Annotated in this window: 18 protein-coding genes; 8 read left to right on the top strand and 10 right to left on the bottom strand. The window is 70.8% G+C overall.

Features of this window, described 5'->3' with window-relative positions:
• Positions 1-155: 155 nt before the first annotated feature.
• The 4 genes from OG251_RS19350 (at position 156) to OG251_RS19335 (ending at position 4,842) form a co-directional block, all read left to right on the top strand.
• Entirely contained in the window at positions 156-1,031 is an 876-nt protein-coding gene (locus OG251_RS19350) for an NTP transferase domain-containing protein (protein ID WP_326678374.1), read from the top strand.
• Complete coding sequence (locus OG251_RS19345; protein WP_326678373.1) at positions 1,028-2,506, top strand: molybdopterin molybdotransferase MoeA; 1,479 nt, start codon at positions 1,028-1,030, stop codon at positions 2,504-2,506. Before OG251_RS19350 ends, OG251_RS19345 begins: the two co-directional genes overlap by 4 nt.
• Positions 2,464-3,606 carry a potassium channel family protein gene (locus OG251_RS19340; RefSeq protein WP_326678372.1) on the top strand — a complete coding sequence of 381 codons (1,143 nt, stop codon included), beginning with the start codon at positions 2,464-2,466 and terminating at the stop codon, positions 3,604-3,606. The genes OG251_RS19345 and OG251_RS19340 overlap by 43 nt, the downstream gene beginning before the upstream one ends.
• 246 nt (positions 3,607-3,852) lie before the next feature.
• Positions 3,853-4,842: an NAD(P)H-quinone oxidoreductase gene (locus OG251_RS19335; protein ID WP_326678371.1), complete on the top strand. Its 990-nt coding sequence runs from the start codon at positions 3,853-3,855 to the stop codon at positions 4,840-4,842.
• A gap of 251 nt (positions 4,843-5,093) precedes the next feature.
• Here OG251_RS19335 and OG251_RS19330 read toward each other — a convergent pair whose 3' ends face one another.
• The 6 genes from OG251_RS19330 to OG251_RS19305 all read right to left on the bottom strand — a co-directional run bounded on the left by OG251_RS19330 (position 5,094) and on the right by OG251_RS19305 (position 13,139).
• Complete coding sequence (locus OG251_RS19330; protein WP_073727855.1) at positions 5,094-5,642, bottom strand: bacterial proteasome activator family protein; 549 nt, start codon at positions 5,640-5,642, stop codon at positions 5,094-5,096.
• A gap of 196 nt (positions 5,643-5,838) precedes the next feature.
• Positions 5,839-8,685, bottom strand: a complete 2,847-nt coding sequence (locus OG251_RS19325; RefSeq protein ID WP_326678370.1) for an FtsX-like permease family protein — start codon at positions 8,683-8,685, stop codon at positions 5,839-5,841.
• On the bottom strand, positions 8,682-9,446 hold the full coding sequence (locus OG251_RS19320) for an ABC transporter ATP-binding protein (protein WP_326678369.1): 765 nt from the start codon (positions 9,444-9,446) through the stop codon (positions 8,682-8,684). Before OG251_RS19320 ends, OG251_RS19325 begins: the two co-directional genes overlap by 4 nt.
• Before the next feature lie 310 nt (positions 9,447-9,756).
• A complete protein-coding gene (locus OG251_RS19315) occupies positions 9,757-10,380 on the bottom strand; it encodes a PadR family transcriptional regulator (RefSeq protein WP_326678368.1) in 624 nt (207 codons plus the stop codon).
• 71 nt (positions 10,381-10,451) lie between these two features.
• A complete protein-coding gene (locus OG251_RS19310) occupies positions 10,452-11,171 on the bottom strand; it encodes a hypothetical protein (protein WP_326678367.1) in 720 nt (239 codons plus the stop codon).
• 339 nt (positions 11,172-11,510) lie between these two features.
• Positions 11,511-13,139 (bottom strand): protein kinase domain-containing protein, encoded by a 1,629-nt coding sequence (locus OG251_RS19305; protein WP_326678366.1) that lies wholly within the window; start codon positions 13,137-13,139, stop codon positions 11,511-11,513.
• Between the two features lie 294 nt (positions 13,140-13,433).
• On the opposite strand from OG251_RS19305, the gene OG251_RS19300 reads away from it, so the two are divergent.
• A complete protein-coding gene (locus OG251_RS19300; RefSeq protein ID WP_326678365.1) occupies positions 13,434-15,011 on the top strand; it encodes a protein kinase domain-containing protein in 1,578 nt (525 codons plus the stop codon).
• 112 nt (positions 15,012-15,123) lie between these two features.
• On the opposite strand, the gene OG251_RS19295 is transcribed toward OG251_RS19300, so the two are convergent.
• The 3 genes from OG251_RS19295 to OG251_RS19285 all read right to left on the bottom strand — a co-directional run bounded on the left by OG251_RS19295 (position 15,124) and on the right by OG251_RS19285 (position 17,535).
• Positions 15,124-16,167: a phosphotransferase enzyme family protein gene (locus tag OG251_RS19295; RefSeq protein WP_326681319.1), complete on the bottom strand. Its 1,044-nt coding sequence runs from the start codon at positions 16,165-16,167 to the stop codon at positions 15,124-15,126.
• 63 nt (positions 16,168-16,230) lie between these two features.
• Positions 16,231-16,659, bottom strand: coding sequence for a pyridoxamine 5'-phosphate oxidase family protein (locus OG251_RS19290; RefSeq protein WP_326678364.1), 429 nt, complete (start codon positions 16,657-16,659; stop codon positions 16,231-16,233).
• Positions 16,660-16,875: 216 nt separating this feature from the next.
• Complete coding sequence (locus tag OG251_RS19285) at positions 16,876-17,535, bottom strand: response regulator (RefSeq protein WP_073727873.1); 660 nt, start codon at positions 17,533-17,535, stop codon at positions 16,876-16,878.
• Between the two features lie 378 nt (positions 17,536-17,913).
• Between OG251_RS19285 and pdhA the strand changes: the two genes are divergently transcribed.
• From pdhA to OG251_RS19270, 3 genes are read left to right on the top strand one after another with little or no spacing between them, the layout of a single operon-like run.
• The gene (gene pdhA / locus OG251_RS19280; RefSeq protein ID WP_326678363.1) at positions 17,914-19,071 is read left to right on the top strand and encodes a pyruvate dehydrogenase (acetyl-transferring) E1 component subunit alpha; all 1,158 of its coding nucleotides are present in this window, start codon (positions 17,914-17,916) and stop codon (positions 19,069-19,071) included.
• Positions 19,072-19,073: 2 nt separating this feature from the next.
• Positions 19,074-20,054 (top strand): alpha-ketoacid dehydrogenase subunit beta, encoded by a 981-nt coding sequence (locus OG251_RS19275; RefSeq protein ID WP_073727877.1) that lies wholly within the window; start codon positions 19,074-19,076, stop codon positions 20,052-20,054.
• A gap of 11 nt (positions 20,055-20,065) precedes the next feature.
• Positions 20,066-21,496 carry a dihydrolipoamide acetyltransferase family protein gene (locus tag OG251_RS19270; RefSeq protein ID WP_326678362.1) on the top strand — a complete coding sequence of 477 codons (1,431 nt, stop codon included), beginning with the start codon at positions 20,066-20,068 and terminating at the stop codon, positions 21,494-21,496.
• Positions 21,497-21,731: 235 nt separating this feature from the next.
• Here OG251_RS19270 and OG251_RS19265 read toward each other — a convergent pair whose 3' ends face one another.
• Positions 21,732-22,631, bottom strand: a complete 900-nt coding sequence (locus tag OG251_RS19265) for a D-alanyl-D-alanine carboxypeptidase family protein (RefSeq protein WP_326678361.1) — start codon at positions 22,629-22,631, stop codon at positions 21,732-21,734.
• Positions 22,632-22,671: the final 40 nt, after the last annotated feature.

Genomic DNA, 22,671 nt, shown 5'->3' with positions numbered 1-22,671 from the left:
GAGCCGGAGATGGAGATGGCCTGTCGGCCTGCCGGGGTGTCACGTCGACGCCTGGGCTGGGCTGGGCCGGGTCGGGCCGGGGCCGAACCGGGTTCGGCCGGTCACGGTCCGCCCCGGCGGGATCAGGGGTGGTGGGCGGCGCCCATACTCGACGCATGACCGCGTACGACGTGATCGTTCTCGCCGGAGGGGCCGCCAAGCGGCTCGGCGGCGCCGACAAGCCAGGGGTCCGGGTCGGTGGCCGTGCGCTGCTCGACCGGGTTCTCGCGGCCTGCGCCGGGGCCGCCACCACCGTGGTGGTGGGCAGCCGCAGGCCCACCGGGAGGCCCGTGACCTGGACGCGCGAAGTCCCGGCGGGCGGTGGTCCCCTGGCGGCGCTCGGGGCCGGGGTGCGTCACACGTCGGCGGAGCGCGTTCTCGTACTCTCCGCCGACCTGCCGTTTCTGGGAGCGAGCACCGTCGAAGCCCTGCTGGCAGCAGCGGGGGAGGACGGCAGGGAAGGCGCCCTGTGCACCGACCCGGACGGGCGCGACCAGCCCCTGGTGGCCGCCTATCGCGGCGAGCCGCTGCGCCGCGAGCTGGCGCTCCTGGCCACCGAGCACGGCAGCCTCGCCGGGCTTCCGCTGCGCCTGCTGACGGCCGAGCTGGATCTTGCCCGGGTCGACGCGGGACCTCTCGCCTCGTTCGACTGCGACACTTGGGAAGACGTCGCGGAAGCCAGGGGCCGTATCAGGGAGCATGGGACTGTGCTGGACGAATGGATCACCGCAGTCAAGAACGAACTGGGCATCGACCTCGACGTCGACACCGACGTCCTGCTCGACCTCGCCCGTGACGCCGCACACGGTGTCGCCCGGCCCGCCGCACCACTCACGACCTTCCTGGTCGGGTACGCGGCAGCGAAGGCGAGCGAGGGAGCGGGTCCGCAAGGCGCTCCCGAGGCGGTGGCGGAGGCGGCACGCAAGGCCGCCGCGCTGGCGCTGCGGTGGGAGGACGAGACGGCGGGCGGCGACGGGGCCGGGTCCCCATGACCGCACGTGGCCGCGGGGCCGGTGGCTCCTCCCCCGACGCGCCTTCGGAGGACGAGGAGCGCGCCGTCGAGCAGGCCCTGGCGCTGGTCGCTCACCTACCCCATGACGCGCACCGCCCGCCTGACCCTGTCCCCGAAAGGGCCGGGGGCACCACACCCGGCGCCCCGCCCTCCTCCACCACACCTTTCTCCCCTTCCACATCCCCCACGGTCGCACCCGGCCGCCGCGTCCACGCGCACCGCACCCGCGCCATGCCCTGGGACCGTGCCCGCGACCTTGCCTCTCGTGCGGGGCGGGCCTCGCCCGTCGCCGCCCTCCGGCTCCCCCTCGACCGGGCCCTGGGCCACGTCCTCGCCGAGCCGCTCGGCGCGCTCACCGATCTGCCGTCCTTCGACACCTCGGCCATGGACGGCTGGGCCGTCGCAGGCCCGGGGCCGTGGACCTGCGAGGAGGGCGAGGGCATTCTGGCCGGACGCCGTGCGCACGATCCGCTGCCCGACGGCGGGGCGGTACGGATCGCCACCGGTGCCCGTGTCCCGGCGGACGCCACGGCCGTCATCCGCAGCGAGCACGCCCATGCCGACGAGGCCAAGGGACTGCTGTACGCGCAGCGCGAGGTCGTCCCCGGGCAGGACATCAGGCCCCGGGGCCAGGAGTGCCGCTCCGGCGAGCAACTGCTGCCCGTGGGAACACTGGTGACCCCCGCCGTGCTCGGCCTGGCCGCCGCAGCCGGTTACGACGCCTTGGCCGCCGTGGCCCGGCCTGTTGTCGAGGTCTTCGTACTCGGCGACGAGCTGCTCACCTCAGGACTTCCGCACGACGGGCTGATCCGCGACGCACTCGGCCCCATGCTCGGCCCCTGGCTCCGGGCGATGGGAGCCGAGGTGTCCGGACCCCGCCGGCTGGGGGACGACGCGGAGGCGCTGCGCCACGCCCTCACCACCTCACGGGCCGACCTGATCATCACGACCGGCGGGACCGCGGCGGGGCCGGTCGACCACGTTCACCCGGTCCTCGCCGAGGTCGGCGCGGAGCTGCTGGTCGACGGGGTAGCCGTGCGGCCCGGCCATCCGATGCTGCTGGCCGAACTGCCTTCGGACGGGCCGTATCTGGTCGGCCTTCCCGGCAATCCGCTCGCTGCCGTCTCTGGCCTGCTCACGCTCGCGGAGCCGCTGCTCGGCGGGATCGCGGGACGCCCTTCCCAGGAGCCGTACCAGGCACTCGTCCATGCCGATGTGCACGGGCACCCGCTCGACACCCGGCTCGTCCCCGTGGTCCACCGGGCCGGCCCTGCGGGCGGTCGGGACCACGTCGCACCCCTGCACTACAACGGTCCGGCGATGCTGCGCGGGGTTGCCGCGGCGGACGGGCTGGCCGTTGTGCCGCCGGGCGGGGTACGGTCCGGCACCGAGGTGGAGATCCTCGATCTACCGTGGGCCCCGGCGACGCCGTGGACGGAAGGGTGTTTCACGTGAAACTTCCCGGCCATGACGCGATGGCCAGGCGCGCCGAGGAGCATGTCGTCACCACGCGGGTGATGCTGCCCCGCAGAGTCGTCGACGGACCCGCGCGGCAGGTCGCCAAGCGGCTGATGATGGCGCTGATGGTCCTCGCCGCCACCGTTCTCATCGTCTGGGTCGACCGTGGCGGCTACAACGACAACGCCGACGGCAAGGTCGATCTGCTGGACGCGGTGTATTACGCGACGGTCACCCTCTCCACCACCGGCTACGGCGACATCACCCCGTACGGGGACGGCGCCCGGCTGACCAACGTGGTGCTCGTGACACCGCTGCGCGTGCTCTTCCTCATCATCCTGGTCGGCACCACTCTTGAGGTCCTTACGGAACGGACCCGGGAGGACTTCCGGCTGAAGCGTTGGAGATCCAACTTGCGTGACCACACCGTCGTCGTCGGCTTCGGCACGAAGGGCCGCTCGGCGATCCAGACCCTCTGTACCACCGGCCTGAAGAAGGAGCAGATCGTCATCGTCGACCCGGCGTCGAAGGTGATCGAGGCGGCCAACGCCGAGGGCTTCACGGGGGTGCTCGGGGACGCGACCCGGAGCGATGTGCTGCTGCGGGCCGAACTCCAGAAGGCGCGTCAGATCATCATCGCCACGCAGCGCGACGACACGGCGGTACTGGTCGCGCTGACCGCGCGCCAGCTCAACCGCGGGGCGAAGATCGTGGCTGCGGTGCGCGAGGAGGAGAACGCGCCGTTGCTGCGGCAGTCCGGCGCCGACGCCGTGATCACCAGTGCCAGCGCGGCCGGCCGACTGCTCGGCCTCTCCGTCCTCAGCCCGAGCGCGGGCACCGTGATGGAGGACCTGATCCAGCAGGGCAGTGGTCTCGATCTCGTCGAGCGGCCGGTGATAAAGGCCGAGGTGGGCAAGAGCGTCCGGGAGACCGAGGACCTGGTGGTCAGCGTGCTGCGCGGGCACCGGCTGCTCGGTTACGACGATCCGGCGGCCAGTCCCCTGCAGCTGACGGACCGGCTGATCACGATCGTGCGGGCGAGCCCGTCCCACACTTCGCCGACGAACAATCCGCCTCAGGCGCCGCAGCGCCCGTGACCCGGAGCTGACGGGACCGGCCTCACGGCGCGGACCGGCCTCACGGCGCGGACCGGCCTCACGGCGCGGACCGGCCTCACCGCACGCAACGTACGCAGCGACCGCATCGGACAGACCGACAGCACCGAACGCAGCCGGCTCCACCGCTCGCACCCCCGCACCGGCCCCACGGCGCGGACGGACGGGCGCGCCCGGTTCCGCCTGCCGTCGCGGGTCTCGTGGGCCGCACGGAGTAGCCTCGCGGCCATGCATGCGATCACGATCCCCGAACCCGGTGGCCCCGAGGCGCTCGTGTGGGCCGAGGTGCCCGATCCCGTACCCGGCGAGGGCGAGGTGCTCGTCGAGGTCGTGTCCAGCGCGGTCAACCGCGCCGATGTGCTGCAACGGCAGGGCTTCTACAACCCGCCGCCAGGCGCCTCCCCCTACCCCGGTCTGGAGTGCGCGGGGCGCGTCGCCGCGCTCGGCCCGGGGGTGACCGGATGGTCGGTGGGCGACGAGGTGTGCGGGCTGCTGGCGGGCGGCGGGTACGCGGAGAAGGTCGCCGTACCGGCCGGTCAGCTGCTGCCCGTACCGGACGGTGTGGACCTGGCGATGGCCGCGGCGCTGCCCGAGGTGACCGCGACGGTGTGGTCCAACGTCTTCATGGTGGCCCACCTGCGCCCCGGCGAGACACTGCTCGTCCACGGCGGATCCAGCGGTATCGGCACGATGGCCATCCAGCTCGCCAAGGCGGTCGGCGCGCGTGTCGCGGTGACCGCGGGCGGACCGGAGAAGCTGGCGCGCTGTGCGGAGCTGGGAGCGGACATCCTCATCGACTACCGCGAGCAGGACTTCGTCGAGGAGCTCCGCAAGGCGACCGACGGCGCGGGCGCGGACGTCATCCTGGACATCGTCGGTGCGAAGTATCTGGACCGGAACGTGCAGGCGCTCGCCGTGAACGGCCGGCTGGCGATCATCGGTCTCCAGGGCGGCGTCAAGGGTGAGCTGAATCTGAGCGCCCTGCTGAGCAAGCGGGCCGCCATCACCGCCACGTCCCTGCGGGGCCGTCCGCTCGCCGAGAAGGCCTCGATCGTCGCGGCCGTGCGCGAACATGTGTGGCCGCTGATCGGCGACGGCGTCGTCCGGCCGGTCGTGGACCGCACGGTGCCGATGGAGGACGCCGCTCAGGCGCACCGGGTGCTGGAATCCAGTGCGCACATCGGCAAGGTGCTCCTGCTGGCGCCCGCTTCCGCGTGAGGCGTACCTCCCGCCTCCGTCCGAGGCGTACGGGAGGCGGCGTACCTCCCGCCTCCGCCCGAGGCGTACGGGAGGCGTAGCTCCCGCTTCCGCGTGAGGCCCTACTCGACGGACGCCGCGTAGGGCCTACCCGATGGACGCCCGCGTGATCGGTACGCGACGGGCGTACGCGGCGCCGTCGACGCGGTCGGGCCCGGCACACACCTCGCTGTGTGCCGGGCCCGTTCGGTCCGTCCAGTGCTGTTTGCGGGTTACAGGTAGGGGCCGGAGCGGATCGCTCCGTGCGGGTCACCGCCGCCGTCCTCGTCCTCGTGGCCCGTGCCCGGCGGCAGGGCGCGACGCATCTGTTCCAGTTGGGCGCGGGCCGCCATCTGCTGGGCGAACAGAGCGGTCTGGATGCCGTGGAAGAGGCCCTCCAGCCAGCCCACCAGCTGGGCCTGCGCGATCCTCAGTTCCGCTTCCGAGGGGATGGATTCCTCGGTGAACGGCAGCGAGAGCCGCTCCAGCTCCTCCACCAGCTCCGGGGCCAGCCCGTCCTCCAGCTCCTTCACGGAACTGGCGTGGATCTCCTTGAGCCTGACCCGGCTCGCCTCGTCGAGGGGAGCCGCTCTGACCTCCTCCAGGAGTTGCTTGATCATGCTGCCGATGCGCATGACCTTTGCGGGCTGTTCGACCATTTCCGTCACCGGGACCTCGCGCGACTCGTCGTCACTGGTACCGCCGCCGATAGCCATTCCGTCCTGTCCCACTACGAGGACCTGGGGGTGCTCCTGCGACCGGTCATTCCTCGGCATCTCCATGCGCCCATTCTCTCGCACCCATGCCGTACACGACTGTGGTGCCCCCGGGAACGGATGATCCACCGTCCCGGGGGCACCGGAAGCAGCCGTTCGGCCGTGCCGGACCAGGGCCGAGGGGGTGCGTTCGCCCCTCTTCGCGGTCCTGACCGGCGCTCGCGGGCCCGGTCGGCTCGCGGCCCCGGTCAGCGGGGTGCGCTCACCCCGCCCGCCGGGTCAGCGTCAGGCGTGAGCGGGTGAGGCCGGCGGCCAGCAGTCCGGCCAGCACCGGCACCACCACGGCCAGCAGCCCGATCGTCTCCCAGGGCAGCACGATCGGCGTGTAGGCGGAGTCCATCGGCTGCTCACGCATCGCCCGCATCGCCTCGCGCAGATCGATGAGCCGCAGGGCGACCGCGGGCACGACGCCCGCCACCGTACCGAGCAGCACCCCGGTGAGCGCGACGACCAGGCACTGGAATCCGGAGAGGGAGCGTCGCACGCCCGGCGGCGCGCCCACCGCGCTGAGCGTGGTCAGGTCGGCCTCCGCGTCGGCCTTGGCCAGACCGGTGGTGATGGCGGCCGCGCCCACGGTCACCACGCCCGCGAACAGGGCGAGGATCATCAGGATGGTGTCCTCCCCGCCGGACGGACCGTTGTCCGACGTGATGTAGGCGCCGCCGCCGCCCTGATCGATCGCCGCCGAGGTCGCCTGCTGCTCGGCCTCGGTCGGGGGGTGCGAGAGCGTGTACAGGCTTCCGTGGTCCTGCGTGTGCAGGCCCAACCGGTCCGAGGCCTTCTGCGGCATGAGCAGACGGATACCGGGCGTCGCGGCGTACTTCGCGGGCGCGACGTAGACCTTCAGCCGGTCCGTGGTGGTGCGGGCCTTGCCGGGGTGCAGCTCACGGTTCTTCTTGTCGCGGTCGTTGTACGTGTGGACGGCCTTGAGGGTGACCTCGCCGTTCTTCGCGTAGGCCGGGTTCAGCAGGACGGGAGTGCCCGCCTTCAGTGCTTCGGCCGCCGCGGGGTCGTCGAGTTTCACGTAGGAGGTGAGCAGCGAGGCGTCACCGATGACGATCTTGTTGGTGTCGGTGCCGAAGGACGTCATGCTCATGTACTCGTCCATGCAGGCGGCGGAGTTCGTCAGCCGCTTGTGCTCATCGGCGGAGAGCCGTGCGGCGAGTTCCTCGGCACCCCGGCCCTTCAGCGGGCAGCTGTGCCCCTTGCCGGTGGGCTTGACCAGATCGAGGGAGCCGCAGCCGTTCTCCTCCTCGTAGAAGGTGTAGCAGTCGCTGCCCGCCCAGACGCGTCCGATGTCGGAGCGCCCACCGCTGACGGGCATGTTCCGCTCGACGGCCGCCCGCGCGCCGGGGAGCCGTTCGGGCGTGGAGCCCTCCGAGAGGAGGGCGGCGGTGCCCGCGGTGAGGGCCGGTGTGTAGTCGTAGTCCTGTTCGGCCACGGAGCTGGCGGTGTACGTGGCGACGGCGATGGTGCCGGCCACGGCGGCCATCACCGCGGCGACGGCCGGCGCTGTACGTCCCCGGTTGCGGGCCGCGTCGCGGAGCGCGATGCGTGGGGTGAGCGGCAGCCTGCGGCCGAGCCGGCCGAGGACGCCGACGATGACCGGGATACAGGCGAGCACGCCCAGTTCCGCGACGACCGAGCCACCGGCGACCATGGTCGTGTCACCGTTGATCCCCCCGTAGACGGCGACGGCGGCACCGGCCACCATCGCGATGCACCCGAGGGCGGGCATCACACGGGAGCCGCGGCGGGTGCCGCGGCGGCCGGTGAGCGACTCCAGTACGGACTGGCGGCCCGCCACGACGGCCGGTGCGAGCGCCGCGAGCACGCCGGTGACCAGGCCGAGTACGGCGATCGCCAGCAGTTCCCCGGGGTGAATGACCAGGCTGCCGAAGCGGTGCCCGGCGTAGTTCTCGATCATCGGACGGCACAGCGCGGTCAGGCCGAGTCCGAGCACCACACCGAGGACGGCGCCGATGCCGCCGAGCACCACACCACCGGCGAGCACCACCGCCCGGACCTGGCTCCGGCTGCCGCCGCACGAACCGACGAGGCCGAGCTGCCTGCGTGAGCGGCGCGCGCCGACGGCGAACGCCGGTCCCGCCAGCAGCACGATCTCCAGGACCGCCATGGCCACCACGGTGAGCAGGGCCGCGCTCCGGGGCTCACTGCCGGTGCCGCCCCGGCTCATCCGGGCGGCCATCGGGATCTCGGAGTCCGGCGGCGGGTCGAGGACGGCCTGGCGGGACAGCACCAGTGCGCCCTTCTCATTGGCGGCGAGCACGTCGGGCCAGGTCACTCCGGCACCGGCCGGGCCCTGGACCAGCCATTTCGTCCTGCCCGGGTTGGGCGGGAGGATCTTGCCGTCATGGTCGGCGGCGGCCTTCCAAGGGGCGATGACCGTGCCGGGACCGGCGTAGAGGGACTTCTTCTCCAGATCCTGGGGCAGCTCCACGGTGCCGGTGAGGGTGTACGTCAGCTCGGGGCCGCGCACGGTGATACGGGAGCCGACGTGGAGTCCGGACGACTTCATGAACGCTTCGGTGGCGGCGATCTCACCCGCGCCGTGCGGGAACGCGCCGTCGAGCAGGGTGATCCTGCTGCGGACCAGCCGGTCCGCGGTGCGCAGCTCGGTGATCTCGGTGTTCGTGATGCCGTGGCCGGTCGTGACGGAGGCGGGCACGGACTGTTCGGTCAGGAACCGTGAGCCCTTCGGGAACGTGGCCGGCACGTCGACCGGCTTCCGCTTCTCCTCCGGCACCTGCGCGTCGTCGGGGGTGCCCCAGCCACTCAGGTCGGGCATCTGCTGGATCGGTGCCCGGCCCAGGCCCGCATCGGTGAACTGGGCGTCCGCCGCGCCCATCTTGGCCGTCAGCTCCTTGGCCTCGGTCATGGCGGAGCTGCGGTGCGTCACATCGGCCGCCGTCACCCCGAGGACCGGCAGGGCGATCATCGCGACCACCAGGGCGCTGCGGCCCTTGGCACGCATCGCGTCGCGGCGGGCTATGCGGAAGGTGGCGCGCCACCCCGGGAAGACGTTCACTCGGCGGCCTCGGCGGCGAGCAGGGAGTCGGCCCCGGTGGCCAGTGTCTGGTCGATGATCGAACCGTCCCGCAGGAACACGACCCGGTCGGCCCAGGCGGCGTACCGCGGCTCATGGGTCACCATCACTCCGGCCGCGCCCTGGTCGCAGCGGTTGCGCAACAGGGCGAGAACGGCCTCACCGGTCTCGGAGTCGAGCGCTCCGGTCGGCTCGTCGGCGAGCACCAGGCGCCGGTCCCCCACGAGCGCGCGGGCGATGGCGACGCGTTGCTGCTGGCCGCCGGACATCTCGTCCGGGAAGCGGTCGGCGATCTCGGCCAGGTTCATCTCGGCCAGGGCCGCGAGGGCTTCCCTGCGGGCCTTGCGGACGGAGACGCCGTCGAGTTCGCGGGGCAGGGCGATGTTCTCGGCGGCGGTCAGGGCGGGGATCAGGTTGTAGTCCTGGAAGACGTATCCGACGCTGCGGCGGCGCAGGGCGGCCATGCCCTTGCGGCCGAGGGCGGCGATGTCCTGGCCCTCGATGACGACCTGGCCGCTGGTGGCCGTGTCGAGCCCCCCGGCCAGGGTCAGCAGCGTGGACTTGCCGGAACCGGAAGGACCCATCACGGCGACCAGTTCGCCCGTGCGCACGGAGAGGTCGACGCCCCGCAGGGCGTGTACTTCGGCGATGCCGGATCCATGGGTACGGGTCAGTGACCGCAGTTCGAGAACGGCCTCGCCGAAGGGCGGGCCGGCAGGCGGGGCGGGTACGGGCGAGAACATGGTGGTGGTTCCCCCTGGGAACGGTCGGAGCAGGTCGGAGCAGGTATGGCCGGGAGGGGCGGGGATACGTGGAGGGCGGCGAGGCGCGGACAGGGCAGCGAGCCGCCCGCGTACGGCTGTGGAGCTGCGGGAACGGCGGCGGGGCGGTCGCAGGGGCGGGCCCGGCCACGTGCAGCCCCTCGTAGGCCGCTCGAAACGCCCTTCGAAACGTCCTTCGAAACACCCCTCGAAACGCACCCCTCGAACGCTCCTCGTGCGCAGCTGGGCAGGGCGGCCGGTGCCGGTTGGGCGCCGGGCGCCGGGCGCCGGGTCAGCGCCGGGCGCGCGGGCGGGCGGCGAGGAGGCGGGCGGGACCGCGGGTGGCGGCCGGACCGGGGCCGGCCGTCGGCTCGGTGGCGGCGGCCTCGGCGAGGCGGACGAGCCGGGCCTCGCAGTGATCCAGCCACCGGGCCTCGGCCTCGGCCTGGAAGATCAGCTGTTCCACCACCAGGAGCCAGGCGACCTCGTCACGGTTGGCCGGGACATCGGCGAGAGCCTGGGCCTTCAGCCGGGTGTAGTCCTGCATGGCCTTCAGGGTGTGGTGGCGCTGGGCCTGGATGACGTCGCGGATGTCGACGCCCGGGGCGCCCACCGCCATCGCCAGCTTGATCGCCAGTTCGTCGCGGGGCGGGTTGGCGCGGTCCACGGGCGTCTCGAACCAGTTGCGCAGTTCGGCACGGCCGTCATCGGTGATCGCGTACAGGTCGTGGCCCGCGTCGTCCGCGCCGTCCTGCGCGACCATGCCGTCGCGCTCCAGGCGGCTGAGCGTCGTATAGACCTGGCCGATGTTCAGCGGCCAGGTGGAGCCGGTGCGCGACTCGAATTCGGTGCGGAGCTGGGAGCCGTACCGCGGCCCGCGCTCCAGGAGGGCGAGTAGCCCGTGACGGATCGACATACTGAGTATGTATACCGAGTATGTTGCTCGTGGCAAGTCCCTCAGGACAGCGGGTGGAGGCCCGGACCGGCTCAGTGCCCGCGACGCATACGGAACGCGAGGAAGCCCAGCCCCAGCCCGACCAGTGCGATCCCGGCACCGAGCGAGATCTGCTGCACCTGTCGTACGGCGCGCGCGTCCAGCGCCTGCGCGGACGCCTGCCGGTACTCGGGGAACGCGCTGGGCGGCGGGGTGTGGACGGGCACGTCAGCGGCGTCGGGCTCCGGTACGTCCTCGTCGAGGGGGGCCTCGGCCCGTGCGAGCTCCAGCGGTGAAAGCGACCGCCCGGGACGTGCCCGCCCCTCACCGGCCACCTGGCCGGCCAGCGGTGGCTCCGAAGCGGAAGCGGAAGCGGCCGGGGACGGGGCGGCAGGGGCGGAGGCGCTTGCCGACGGCCCGCCGGGCGGCTTCGAGGGGGCATCGTCCGAGGCGCCCGAGGGGGTAGCCGCCTCCGAGGACGCGAGCGCGCCGCTGCTCGCGGGGCGAAGCGTCGCCGGGCCCGACGGAAGGGCGGAGGGCGGAGCGGAGGGAAGCGCGGACGGCCCGGCGGCGGCCGGCGGGGGCGGGGGCGGGGGCGCGGAAGGAGCGTCGGGAGCGTCCGTCGAGGGGCGGGGTGAGACGGCGCCGACCGGACTGCCGGCCTGCCCTCCCGCGTACGCCTCCCCGCCCACCGTCCCCAGCGCCGCCCCCGCCACCATCACCAGACAGGCCACGCACTTCGACGACCGCGCGGGGAGGAGTCCTGGAGCCATGGGATCAGCGTCACACGTGCCGATATATCCGGCATCCCGGATGACAAGGCGCCACCCGTAGGCGCGACGGCCCGGAATGCGCCACGCGCATCGGTATGCATCAAGCGCATCGGCTCGCGTCACACGTACTGGCTCGCATCACGTGCAACGGTGGGCATCACACGTGTCACAGCCCACCATGAGCAACGCCGCGCACCATGAGCAACGCCGCGCACCATGAGCAACGCCGCGCACCATGAGCAACGCCGCGCACCATGAGCAACGCCGCGCACCACCTACAACGGCGGCACCATGCGTCGCGCGCCGAGGGGCCCGGAGCGCTCCGGGCCGGGGTGCTGACTAGGCCGGGTCGCCGGTGGAGATCCGCAGTTCGAAGTGGGCGCCCCGCTCCGCGACCGCCGTACCGGAGGCGGGGAACTGGTTGACGACCTGGTCCTCGGCGTAGGCGTTGCCCGGCTCCTTGATCTCCTTGATCGTCCAACCCGCCGCCAGGGCACAGGCCTTCGCCGAGTTGATGTCCTTGTAGATGAAGTTCGGCGCCATGACCTTCTGCGGGTCGTTCGAGTCCTCCATCGCCTCCGTGCAGGCCTCGGTCTTCATCGTCCGGTTGCGCTCCGGCGGCTTGTGCTCGCCCGCCACCGTCGAGTCGCCGCCCTTGTCGGATTCGTCTTTGTTCTGGAGGGACAGCGCCGTGATCAGGCCGCCGACCGCGAGCAGTGCGACGACGATCGAGCCGACGATGACCGGCATGTTCCGCTTGGAGCCGCCGCCCGCTCCGCCACCGCCGGTGTTCCGCGGGGAAGCCATGTACGGCGGCGGGGTCCGGTGGGCCAGCGGGCCCGTGGCCTGGTACGCCGGGGCCGCCTGCGGGTAGCCGTAGCCCGGCGCGGGCGTCGGGGCGGACGTCGGCTGGTACGGGCCCGGTTGGTGGGGCTGCGGCTGTGGCTGGTACGGCATCTGGATGCTCTGCGGCGACATGGACGACTGGTCGACGGGCGGGAAGACCGCCGATCCGACGCCGGAGCCGCTGTTGGTGGGAGCCCCACCGCTGACGATCACCGGAGCGCCCGTCATGCCGCCCGAGGCGTTCAGCACGCGCGCGATCTCGTCCCGCATCGCGGCGGCGCTGGGGAAGCGCTCGTTCGGGTTCTTCTTCAGCGCGCGGGCGACGAGTGCGTCCATGGCCGGGGTGATCGCACGGTTGATGCTGGACGGAGCGACGGGCTCCTCCTGCACATGCGCGTACGCGATGGCGAGTGGCGAATCCGCGTCGAACGGGATCCGGCCGGTGAGGAGTTGGAAGAGCATGATGCCGACCGAGTACAGATCGGACCGGGCGTCCACCCCGCGGCCGAGGGCCTGCTCGGGGGAGAGGTACTGCGGCGTGCCGACGACCATGCCGGTCTGCGTCATCGACGTGACGCCCGACTGCATGGCGCGGGCGATGCCGAAGTCCATGACCTTCACGACGCCGCGCTTGGTGATCATCACGTTGCCGGGCTTGATGTCCCGGTGGACCAGACCCATCTCGTGGCTGGTCTCCAGCGCGGCCAGCACATCGGCCGTCACCTTGAGCGCCTTGTCGGCGGGCATCGCGCCGTAACCGCGGATGTCCGCCTGGAGCACGGAGCCGAGCGGCTGCCCCTCGACGTACTCCATGACGATGTACGGCATCAGCGCGCCGCCGAGCTCGTCCTCGCCGGTGTCGAAGACCGACACGATGTTGGTGTGCTGGAGCTTGGCGACGGCCTGTGCCTCGCGCCGGAACCGCTCGCGGAAGGACTGCTCGCGCCCCAGCTCCGTGTGCAGGGTCTTGATCGCGACCTGGCGGTCGAGTGCCGCGTCGTAGGCCAGATATACGGAGGCCATCCCGCCTTCGCCGAGCAGGTCGCGAAGCTGGTACCGGCCGCCCGCGACGGCACCGCCCGCATAGCGACCCTGTGCGCCGTGTGCGCCGTCCTGGCTCATGACTTGCTTCCCCCTCGGCGCGCGACTGACGCGATGATCCCTAGTACGGGCCAAGTCTGCCCGAGGGGTACGACACGTCAAGCCAGGTGCCCGTTCCGTGACCCTAAGCACAGGAAGCGTCTCGGAAGCGTTACAGGATCCGCATGGAATTTGCTTGTGCGGCACGCCAGCCGGTTGGATGACCCGTCCCTCTCGGAACAGGTGTGTCCGACAGAGGCTGTAGCGTGACGTGGCAATGCAGCTAGGCACCGTGAGAACCCGCGGACGCGCGGACAGATACGACGGCGAGGACTGATGGCACCCGATTCCGAAGCAAACGGCGGCGGAGTTTCGGATGGCACCGACTCCTGGGGGATCGGCGGTGTCGTCGGCGACGGACGTTACCGGATGACTCACCGGCTCGGCCGGGGCGGCATGGCCGAGGTCTATGCCGCGGAGGACGTCCGTCTGGGACGTACGGTCGCGGTGAAGCTGCTCCGTTCCGACCTCGCTGAGGACCCGGTCTCCAAGGCCCGTTTCACGCGCGAGGCGCAGTCGGTCGCGGGCCTCAACCACCATGCGATCGTCGCTGTGTACGACTCCGGCGAGGACGTCGTGGGCGGCCAGACCGTCCCGTACATCGTGATGGAGCTGGTCGAGGGCCGCACCATCCGTGATCTGCTCCTCAACGCCGAGGCCCCGCCGCCGGAGCAGGCGCTGATCATCGTCTCGGGGGTGCTGGAAGCCCTCGCGTACTCGCATCAGCACGGCATCGTGCACCGCGACATCAAGCCCGCCAACGTGATCATCACGGACTCCGGCGCGGTGAAGGTGATGGACTTCGGCATCGCCCGCGCGCTGCACGGCGCGCAGTCGACGATGACCCAGACCGGCATGGTCATGGGAACACCCCAGTACCTCTCCCCCGAACAGGCGCTCGGCAAGGCGGTCGACCACCGCTCCGACCTGTACGCCACCGGCTGCCTGCTCTACGAACTTCTCGCACTGCGGCCCCCGTTCACCGGTGAGACCCCGCTCTCCGTGGTGTACCAGCACGTCCAGGACATTCCGGTGCCGCCCTCCGAGGTGTCGGACGTGGTGCCTCCGGAGCTGGACGGGATGGTGATGCGCTCGCTCGCGAAGGACCCGGACGACCGGTTCCAGAGCGCCGAGGAGATGCGCGGCCTGGTCCAGTACAGCCTGCAGATGCTCCAGGTGCAGGGCGGCCACACCGGTACGTGGAACACCGGCCCGGTCGCGATGCACGAGGCCGGCCACACCCCCGCCATGGGCATGACGGGCGGGACGACGGCGATGGGTCACCCGATGCACGGGGAGACCTCGCAGGGGCCGATCCTGCCGCCGATGAACCCGGACGACGGTGCGTACGACGGCGGGCACCGGTCCGGTGGCGGTCGCGGCAAGATGTGGCTGTTCGTCGTGCTCGCGCTGATCGCGATCGGCGCGGGCGTCGCGTTCGCCGTCCAGGCGGCGAACGACAACGGCAAGAAGAAGAATCCGGTCGACCCCCCGCCCTCCGTCTCGCAGTCCGAGAAGGATTCCTCGCCGGATCCGACCGACGAGGAGACCGAGCCCTCCGAGGAGCCGGACAACTCCTCGGGCAATCAGACGCAGCCCAGCGAGCAGCCGTGGACCCCGTCCCATACTCCGAGCAAGCCGTCGTTCACCCCGTCCGGCACCCCGAGCCCGCCGGACTCGGGCGGCAACTCCGACGGCAACACGAACGACGGCAGTACGGGCGAGCCGACCGACGAGCCGACCAACCCGACCACCGATCCGGGATCCCCGGGCGGCAACGGGGACGACGGAGGCTCGGAGGACGGCGGAACGGGGACCACCCTCGGCACATCGGTGGGCCAGACCACCCCGTAGCGCCGGATCACCCCGGAGCACCGGGACCACTCCGTAACGCCGGATCACCGGGACCACCCCGGAGCGCCGGCCCACTCCGTAACGCCGGACCGTCCGCGGCTTCGCCCGGCCCTCACCCCGTGAAGGCCTCGCACACCGCCTCGTACTCGCGCGTCCACCACACCGCCAGGGCCGACACCGCAGGGAACTGCGGGTCGGCCCTGCGGTCGTGCAGGCGGTAGCGCCAGCGCAGTATCCAGAAGTCGTTGAGCCGCTCCCACCACACCCGGTGCACGGCTGCGGCCAGTTCCGCCGCCCCCGCCCCGGCCGCGTGCCGGTACGCGCGGGCGTACGCCCGTACCTTGTCCAGCTCCAGCTCTCCGGCCGGCTGGACGAAGAAGATCGCCGCGGCGCGGACCGCTTCCTCGGCGCGCGGCTGGACCCCCAGCCGGTCCCAGTCGACGATCGCGACCGGGTCCGCCCCCCGGTAGAGCAGGTTGAGGGGATGGAAGTCACCGTGGACCCACCCCGTGGCGGGCCCCTCCGGGGTGGGCGGGCGGCGGTGGGCGTGCCGTTCCAGCAAGGTGCGCCGCTCCACCAGCCGGTGTACGGCGAGTTCGTCGAAGGCGTCCCTGGCGGTGTTCCGGGGATGCTGTCCGCGGGCCGCCGCCAGCAGATCGTCGATCAGCGCGAACGTGTCGGCGGGATCGGGGCTCCCGTATCCGGGCCGGGTCGGCTGCCCGGCGCCCGTACAGCCGTCCGTATCGCTGCTGCCGGGTGCCATGACCTGTTCCAGACCGGTGTGTACGGCTCCGAGGAGCGTCCCGAGCCGCTGTGACTCGGCGCGGGTCAGCTGGGCGCCGACCCGGTGCATGCCGTCCACCCACGGGTGCAGGGCGTAGCAGCGGTCGTCGATGACCGTGACCGTGTCACCCTCTGTGTCCGTGAGCGGTGGGACGACGGGCACGCCGAGCGACTGGAGGCGCTGGGTCGCGCGGTGCTGTCGCACGATCGTCGCGCGTTCGCCGGTGGCGTCGTCCAGATGCTTCTTGTCGAGGTGGTGCTTGAGGAAATAGGAGCCGCGGGTGGTGGATACGCGGTAACCGTGGTTCAGGAGGCCCTTGTTGAGCGGTTCGCAGGCGAGCGGTTCACCGGCGTCCGGGTAGCGGCGCAGCACCTCGCCGACCGGAGGAACAGGCGGGTGGGTTGCATATGAGCGCGGCACTTACCAAATGGTAGATCACGCTGCGTTGCGGATCGCCTGACTTGCGTCGAAGTCCAGAGTGTGCTCTGTGACGAAGTGGGGGGCCAGCCGGAGAAAGGCCGGCTCGAAGGGCTCACCGTTGACCATGACGGGTCCGGCGCCGAACATTTCCCGCTGTTCGGGGCCGGGGTGCACGATCTCGGCGGGACCGGTGAACTGCACCGACCAGAGGTTTTCGCCGCTCTCGGAGGCCGAGGCGTTGAAGTTGTCCGCACCGTAGGCGACGACGCTTCCGTTGCACGCCTCGTGGTAGCCGAAGCCGCTGTGCATCCGTAGGAGGATGCGGTCGCCGACCACGATGTGGCGGGCCACCGCCAGGAAGGGGAGGGCCCGCATGCTCGTCGCCAGCCGGCCGTAGGGGACGCGGCCCAGCAGCTCGATCGCGTGGAGTTCCTCAGAGGACATAGGAACCACTGTCCGATACCGGTAGGACCCCGGTAAGAGTCGGCGGCCCCGGGTGCTTCGGGACCAAAGTCCCAAGATCACCCGGAGTCGCCCGACGACACTTCCCGCGGCTGTCCGCGACTTTCCCCGCGACTTCCCGCGAGTTTCCTGCCGCTGTCCGCGGCTCCTCGTGACTTCCTCAACGGCTCGGTGCGTCTCAGCGCGTCCTGGTGCCGCTCATCGCCGCTCGGCCTGCCTGCGGGCCACATAGGCGGCGGCCTGCGACCGGCGCTCCATGCCCAGCTTGGACAGCAGACTGGAGACGTAATTCTTGATCGTCTTCTCGGCGAGGTGGAGACGCTCGCCGATGACCCGGTTGGTCAGGCCCTCGCCGATCAGGTCCAGGATCTTGCGTTCCTGCTCGGTGAGGTTGTCGAGCTTGTCGTTGCTCTTGCCGTTCTTGCCCTCGCGGAGCCGTTCCAGCACTCGGGCGGTCGCCGCGGGGTCCAGCAGGGACTTCCCGGCCGCCACGTCCCGTACCGCGTTCAGCAGCTCGTTCCCGCGGATCGCCTTCAGGACGTAGCCGGACGCGCCCGCCATGATGGCGTCGAAGAGGGCCTCGTCATCGGCGTACGACGTCAGCATCAGGCATTTGATGTTCTCGTCCCGGGAGCGGACCTCCCGGCACACCTCCACCCCGCTGCCGTCCGGCAGCCGCACGTCGAGCACCGCCACATCGGGACGCGTCGCCGGGATACGCACCAGCGCGTCCGCCGCCGTGCCGGCTTCACCGACGACCTCGATGTCTTCCTCGACGGAGAGAAGCTCATGGACTCCGCGTCGGACGACCTCATGGTCGTCGAGCAGAAATACAGTGATTTTTCCATCGTTCCGCACGAACGCAGTCTCACACACTCGCTTCGGCTCCGCTCCTGTCAGCTCCGGTTCGGCTCCTCGCCGCCCTTCCCTGGCGCCTTTCTCCGGGATAACGTGCCGTTGTTCCGGCGGCCTGCAAGGCTGTTACCAGTGCTGTGACCAGCAAGACTTCGCGATTTTTTCGATTTACTTGGAAATCCAAGCAAAATCGCAGGTCAGATAGGGTTTCGCAGTTATGCGAAGCACTGGGTAACGTGCCTATGACAGGGCGCTCGCCGGGGCACCTGTCACGCCTGATCCCGGCCGAGCTGCACCCACCCCGTGCACGGGTCCGGAAACAGGCGAGCCGCACTGGTTCCCGGCAGACCCCGGGGGCCGGACCGACGGAGGAGCACGCACGTGACCGTGGAGAGCACTGCCGCGCGCAAACCGCGACGCAGCAGCAAGCGGACCAGCGCCGCGAAGACGCCACAGAGTTCCGAGCCCCAGCTCGTACAGCTGCTGACGCCCGAGGGCGAGCGCGTCGAGCACCCGGACTACCAGATCGATCTGACCGCGGACGAGCTGCGTGGTCTGTACCGGGACATGGTTCTGACCCGCCGCTTCGACGCGGAGGCGACAGCCCTTCAGCGCCAGGGCGAGCTGGGCCTGTGGGCCTCGCTGCTGGGCCAGGAGGCCGCGCAGATCGGCTCCGGCCGGGCGCTGCGCGACGACGACTACGTCTTCCCGACCTATCGCGAGCACGGCGTCGCCTGGTGCCGTGGGGTCGACCCGACCAATCTGCTCGGGATGTTCCGCGGCGTGAACCACGGCGGCTGGGACCCGAACACCAACAACTTCCACCTGTACACGATCGTCATCGGCTCGCAGACCCTGCACGCCACGGGCTACGCCATGGGCGTCGCCAAGGACGGCGCGGACTCGGCCGTGATCGCGTACTTCGGTGACGGCGCCTCCAGCCAGGGCGATGTCGCCGAGTCGTTCACGTTCTCCGCGGTCTACAACGCCCCCGTGGTGTTCTTCTGCCAGAACAACCAGTGGGCCATCTCCGAGCCGACCGAGCGGCAGACCCGCGTTCCGCTCTACCAGCGCGCCCAGGGATACGGCTTCCCCGGCGTCCGGGTCGACGGCAACGACGTGCTCGCCTGTCTGGCGGTCACCAGGTCGGCACTGGAGCGGGCCCGCCGGGGCGAGGGGCCGACCCTCGTCGAGGCGTTCACGTACCGGATGGGTGCCCACACCACCTCCGACGACCCGACGAAGTACCGGGCCGACGAGGAGCGGGCGGCCTGGGAGGCCAAGGACCCGATCCTGCGGCTGCGCACGTACCTGGAGAAGCAGAAGCTCGCGGACAGCGCGTTCTTCACCGCGCTGGACGAGGAGAGCGAGACCCTCGGCAAGCGGGTGCGCGAAGCGGTACGGGCCATGCCCGACCCGGACCCGATGGCGATCTTCGAGCACGGCTACGCGGACGGAAGCTCTCTCGTCGACGAGGAGCGCGCCCAGTTCGCCGCCTACCAGGCATCGTTCGCAGACTCTGCCGAGGAGGGCAACTAGCCATGGCCGTGGAAAAGATGTCCATCGCGAAGGCGCTCAACGAGTCGCTGCGCCTCGCCCTCGACACGGACCCCAAGGTCCTCATCATGGGCGAGGACGTCGGCAAGCTCGGCGGCGTCTTCCGCATCACCGACGGACTGCAGAAGGACTTCGGCGAGGGCCGGGTGATCGACACCCCGCTCGCCGAGTCCGGCATCGTCGGTACGGCGATCGGACTGGCCCTGCGCGGCTACCGTCCCATCGTCGAGATCCAGTTCGACGGCTTCGTCTTCCCCGCGTACGACCAGATCGTCACGCAGCTCGCGAAGATGCACGCCCGCGCGCTCGGCAAGATCAAGATGCCGGTCGTCGTCCGGATTCCGTACGGCGGCGGCATCGGCGCCGTCGAGCACCACAGCGAGTCGCCCGAGGCCCTCTTCGCGCACGTCGCGGGCCTGAAGGTGGTCTCGCCGTCCAACGCGAGCGATGCCTACTGGATGATGCAGCAGGCCGTTCAGAGCGACGACCCGATCATCTTCTTCGAGCCGAAGCGCCGTTACTGGGACAAGGGCGAGGTCGACACGGAGTCCATCCCGGGTCCGCTGCACAAGGCGTCCGTGGCCCGTACGGGCTCGGATCTCACCCTCGTCGCCTACGGCCCGATGGTGAAGGTCTGCCTGGAAGCGGCCGCGGCCGCCCAGGAGGAGGGCAAGTCGGTCGAGGTCCTGGACCTTCGGTCGATGTCCCCGATCGACTTCGACACCATCCAGACGTCGGTCGAGAAGACCGGCCGGCTCGTCGTGGTCCATGAGGCGCCCGTGTTCTACGGCTCCGGGGCCGAGATCGCCGCCCGGATCACGGAGCGCTGCTTCTACCATCTGGAAGCACCGGTGCTGCGGGTCGGCGGCTATCACGTCCCCTACCCGCCGGCCCGCCTCGAGGACGAGTACCTGCCGGGGCTCGACCGGGTGCTCGACGCCGTCGACCGCTCGCTGGCGTACTGAGGAGAGGGTTCGTGACGACGATGACCGAAACGTCTGCTCGTTTCCGTGAGTTCAAGATGCCCGATGTGGGCGAGGGACTGACCGAGGCGGAAATCCTCAAGTGGTACGTCCAGCCCGGTGACACGGTCACCGACGGGCAGGTCGTGTGCGAGGTCGAGACGGCCAAGGCGGCCGTGGAGCTGCCGATCCCGTTCGACGGAGTGGTGCACGAACTGCGCTTCCCCGAGGGCACGACCGTCGATGTCGGCCAGGTGATCATCACGGTGGACGTGGCGCCGGGCAGCGGTGACGCCGCTCCGGACGCCGCCGCGGTCCCGGCCCCCGCGCAGGCCCCGACGGCCGCCGAACCGGAGGCGGAGGCGCCGAAGGGCCGTCAGCCGGTCCTGGTCGGCTACGGCGTGGCCGAGTCCTCCACCAAGCGCCGCCCGCGCAAGGGTGCCGCGACGCCGGAGCCCGCGGCCGCCGCCGTGCAGGCCGAGTTCAACGGCCACAACGGCCACGCCGCCGTGACCGTCGTGCCGGAGAGCCGTCCGCTCGCCAAGCCGCCGGTCCGTAAGCTCGCCAAGGACCTGGGCATCGACCTGGCGTCGGTCAGCCCGACCGGCAAGGACGGCATCATCACCCGCGAGGACGTCCACGCGGCGGCCGCGCCCGCCCCGGCCCCCGCGGCCGTGTCCGTCGCCGCGGAGCCCACCGCGGGCACCGAGCCCGAGGCACCGGCCGCGCAGGCTCCGGTGACCGCCCGGGAGACCCGTATCCCGGTCAAGGGTGTCCGCAAGGCCATCGCCCAGGCGATGGTCGGCAGCGCCTTCACGGCGCCGCACGTCACCGAGTTCGTCACGGTCGACGTCACGCGCACGATGAAGCTCGTGGCCGAGCTCAAGGAAGACAAGGACATGGCGGGAGTCCGGGTCAACCCGCTCCTGATCATCGCCAAGGCGCTCCTGGTCGCGATCAAGCGGAACCCGGACGTCAACGCCGCCTGGGACGAGGCCAACCAGGAGATCGTTCAGAAGCACTACGTGAACCTGGGCATCGCGGCCGCCACGCCGCGCGGTCTGATCGTGCCGAACATCAAGGACGCGCACGACAAGACCCTGCCCCAGCTCGCCGCGGCGCTGGGCGAGCTGGTCACCACGGCCCGGGAGGGCAGGACATCGCCCGCGGCCATGGCGGGCGGCACGGTGACGATCACCAACGTCGGTGTCTTCGGCGTCGACACGGGCACGCCGATCCTCAACCCCGGCGAGTCCGCGATCCTCGCGGTCGGCTCCATCAAGCCCCAGCCGTGGGTCCACAAGGGCAAGGTGAAGCCGCGCCAGGTCACCACCCTGGCGCTCTCCTTCGACCACCGTCTGGTCGACGGCGAGCTGGGCTCCAAGGTGCTGGCGGATGTCGCCGCGATCCTGGAACAGCCGAAGCGGCTGATCACCTGGGCCTGACGGCCCGGACACTCCGGAACCGGTGGGCCCGCGCGGCTGAACGCGCGGGCCCACCGGCCTGTTTCACGTGAAACAGGACGAAGTGCGGCGTTCCCCGGCCGAATTGGCGGTCACCGCGGGCTGTCTCCGTCGTACGCGAACGGGGGCGCGGCCACCGTGATGGTGGCCGCGCCCCCGCAGGACTTCCAGGAGACGGGCGCCTCCTGGAAGCGCACGCTTCGAAGCGACGGACGGACTACTTCTTGAAGCCGTAGTCCATGAGCTTCTTCGCGTCCGCGGTGCGGTTCGCCTCGGAGGACGAGGTGAGCACCGTGCCGATGACGGTCTTGCCCTTACGGGTCGCGGCGAAGACCAGGCAGTACTTGGCCGTCGGGCCGGAGCCGGTCTTCACGCCGATCGCGCCGCTGTAGCTGCTGAGCATCTTGTTGGTGTTGCTCCACGACATGTTGCGGTAGCCGCCGCTCTTCGTGGTCACCTTCTGCTTCGTCGACTTCGTCTTGACGATGGAGCGGAACGTGGAGTTCTTCATCGCCTTACTGGCGATCTTCGTCAGGTCGCGGGGGGTCGAGTAGTTCTTCGTACCCCCTATGCCGTCGAACGAGTCGAAGTGGGTGTTCTTGAGCTTGAGGCTCTTCGCCGTGGAGTTCATCTTGCCGATGAAGGACTTCACGCGGGCCGCACGGGTCTTGCCGGAGCCGAACTTGTCGGCCAGCGCGTAGGCGGCGTCGCAGCCGGACGGGAGCATCAGGCCGTAGAGCAACTGGCCCACCGTGACCTTGTCGCCGACGATCAGCCGGGCGGACGAGGCGTTCTTGGAGACGATGTAGTCGCTGTACGCCTTCTGGATCGTGACCTTGGATTTCAGGTTCACGTTCTTCTGCGACAGCACCACGAGCGCCGTCATGATCTTGGTGGTCGAGCCGGTGGAGCGGCGGGTGTCCGCGGACTTGGTGAAGAGGGTCTTGCCGCTGCCGTTGTTCATCACGAAGCCGCCCTTGGCGACGATCTTCGGCGTCGGCGGTGCTGCTGCCTGCGCCTGGGTGGCGAAGGCGCTGCCCGCGAGCACGGCACCCGCGGTGAGGGCCACGGTGGCGGTGGCGGATGCGCGATTGATGCGCTTGATCCCGATTTTCAACTGAACGCTCCAAATGCCCCTGAATTGCGGCCACATAAGG

The sequence above is a fragment of the Streptomyces sp. NBC_01237 genome (assembly GCF_035917275.1).
Lineage (GTDB): Bacteria > Actinomycetota > Actinomycetes > Streptomycetales > Streptomycetaceae > Streptomyces.
Note: the sequence above shows the minus strand (reverse complement) of the source record. Positions and strands in the feature narration are given on the sequence as shown.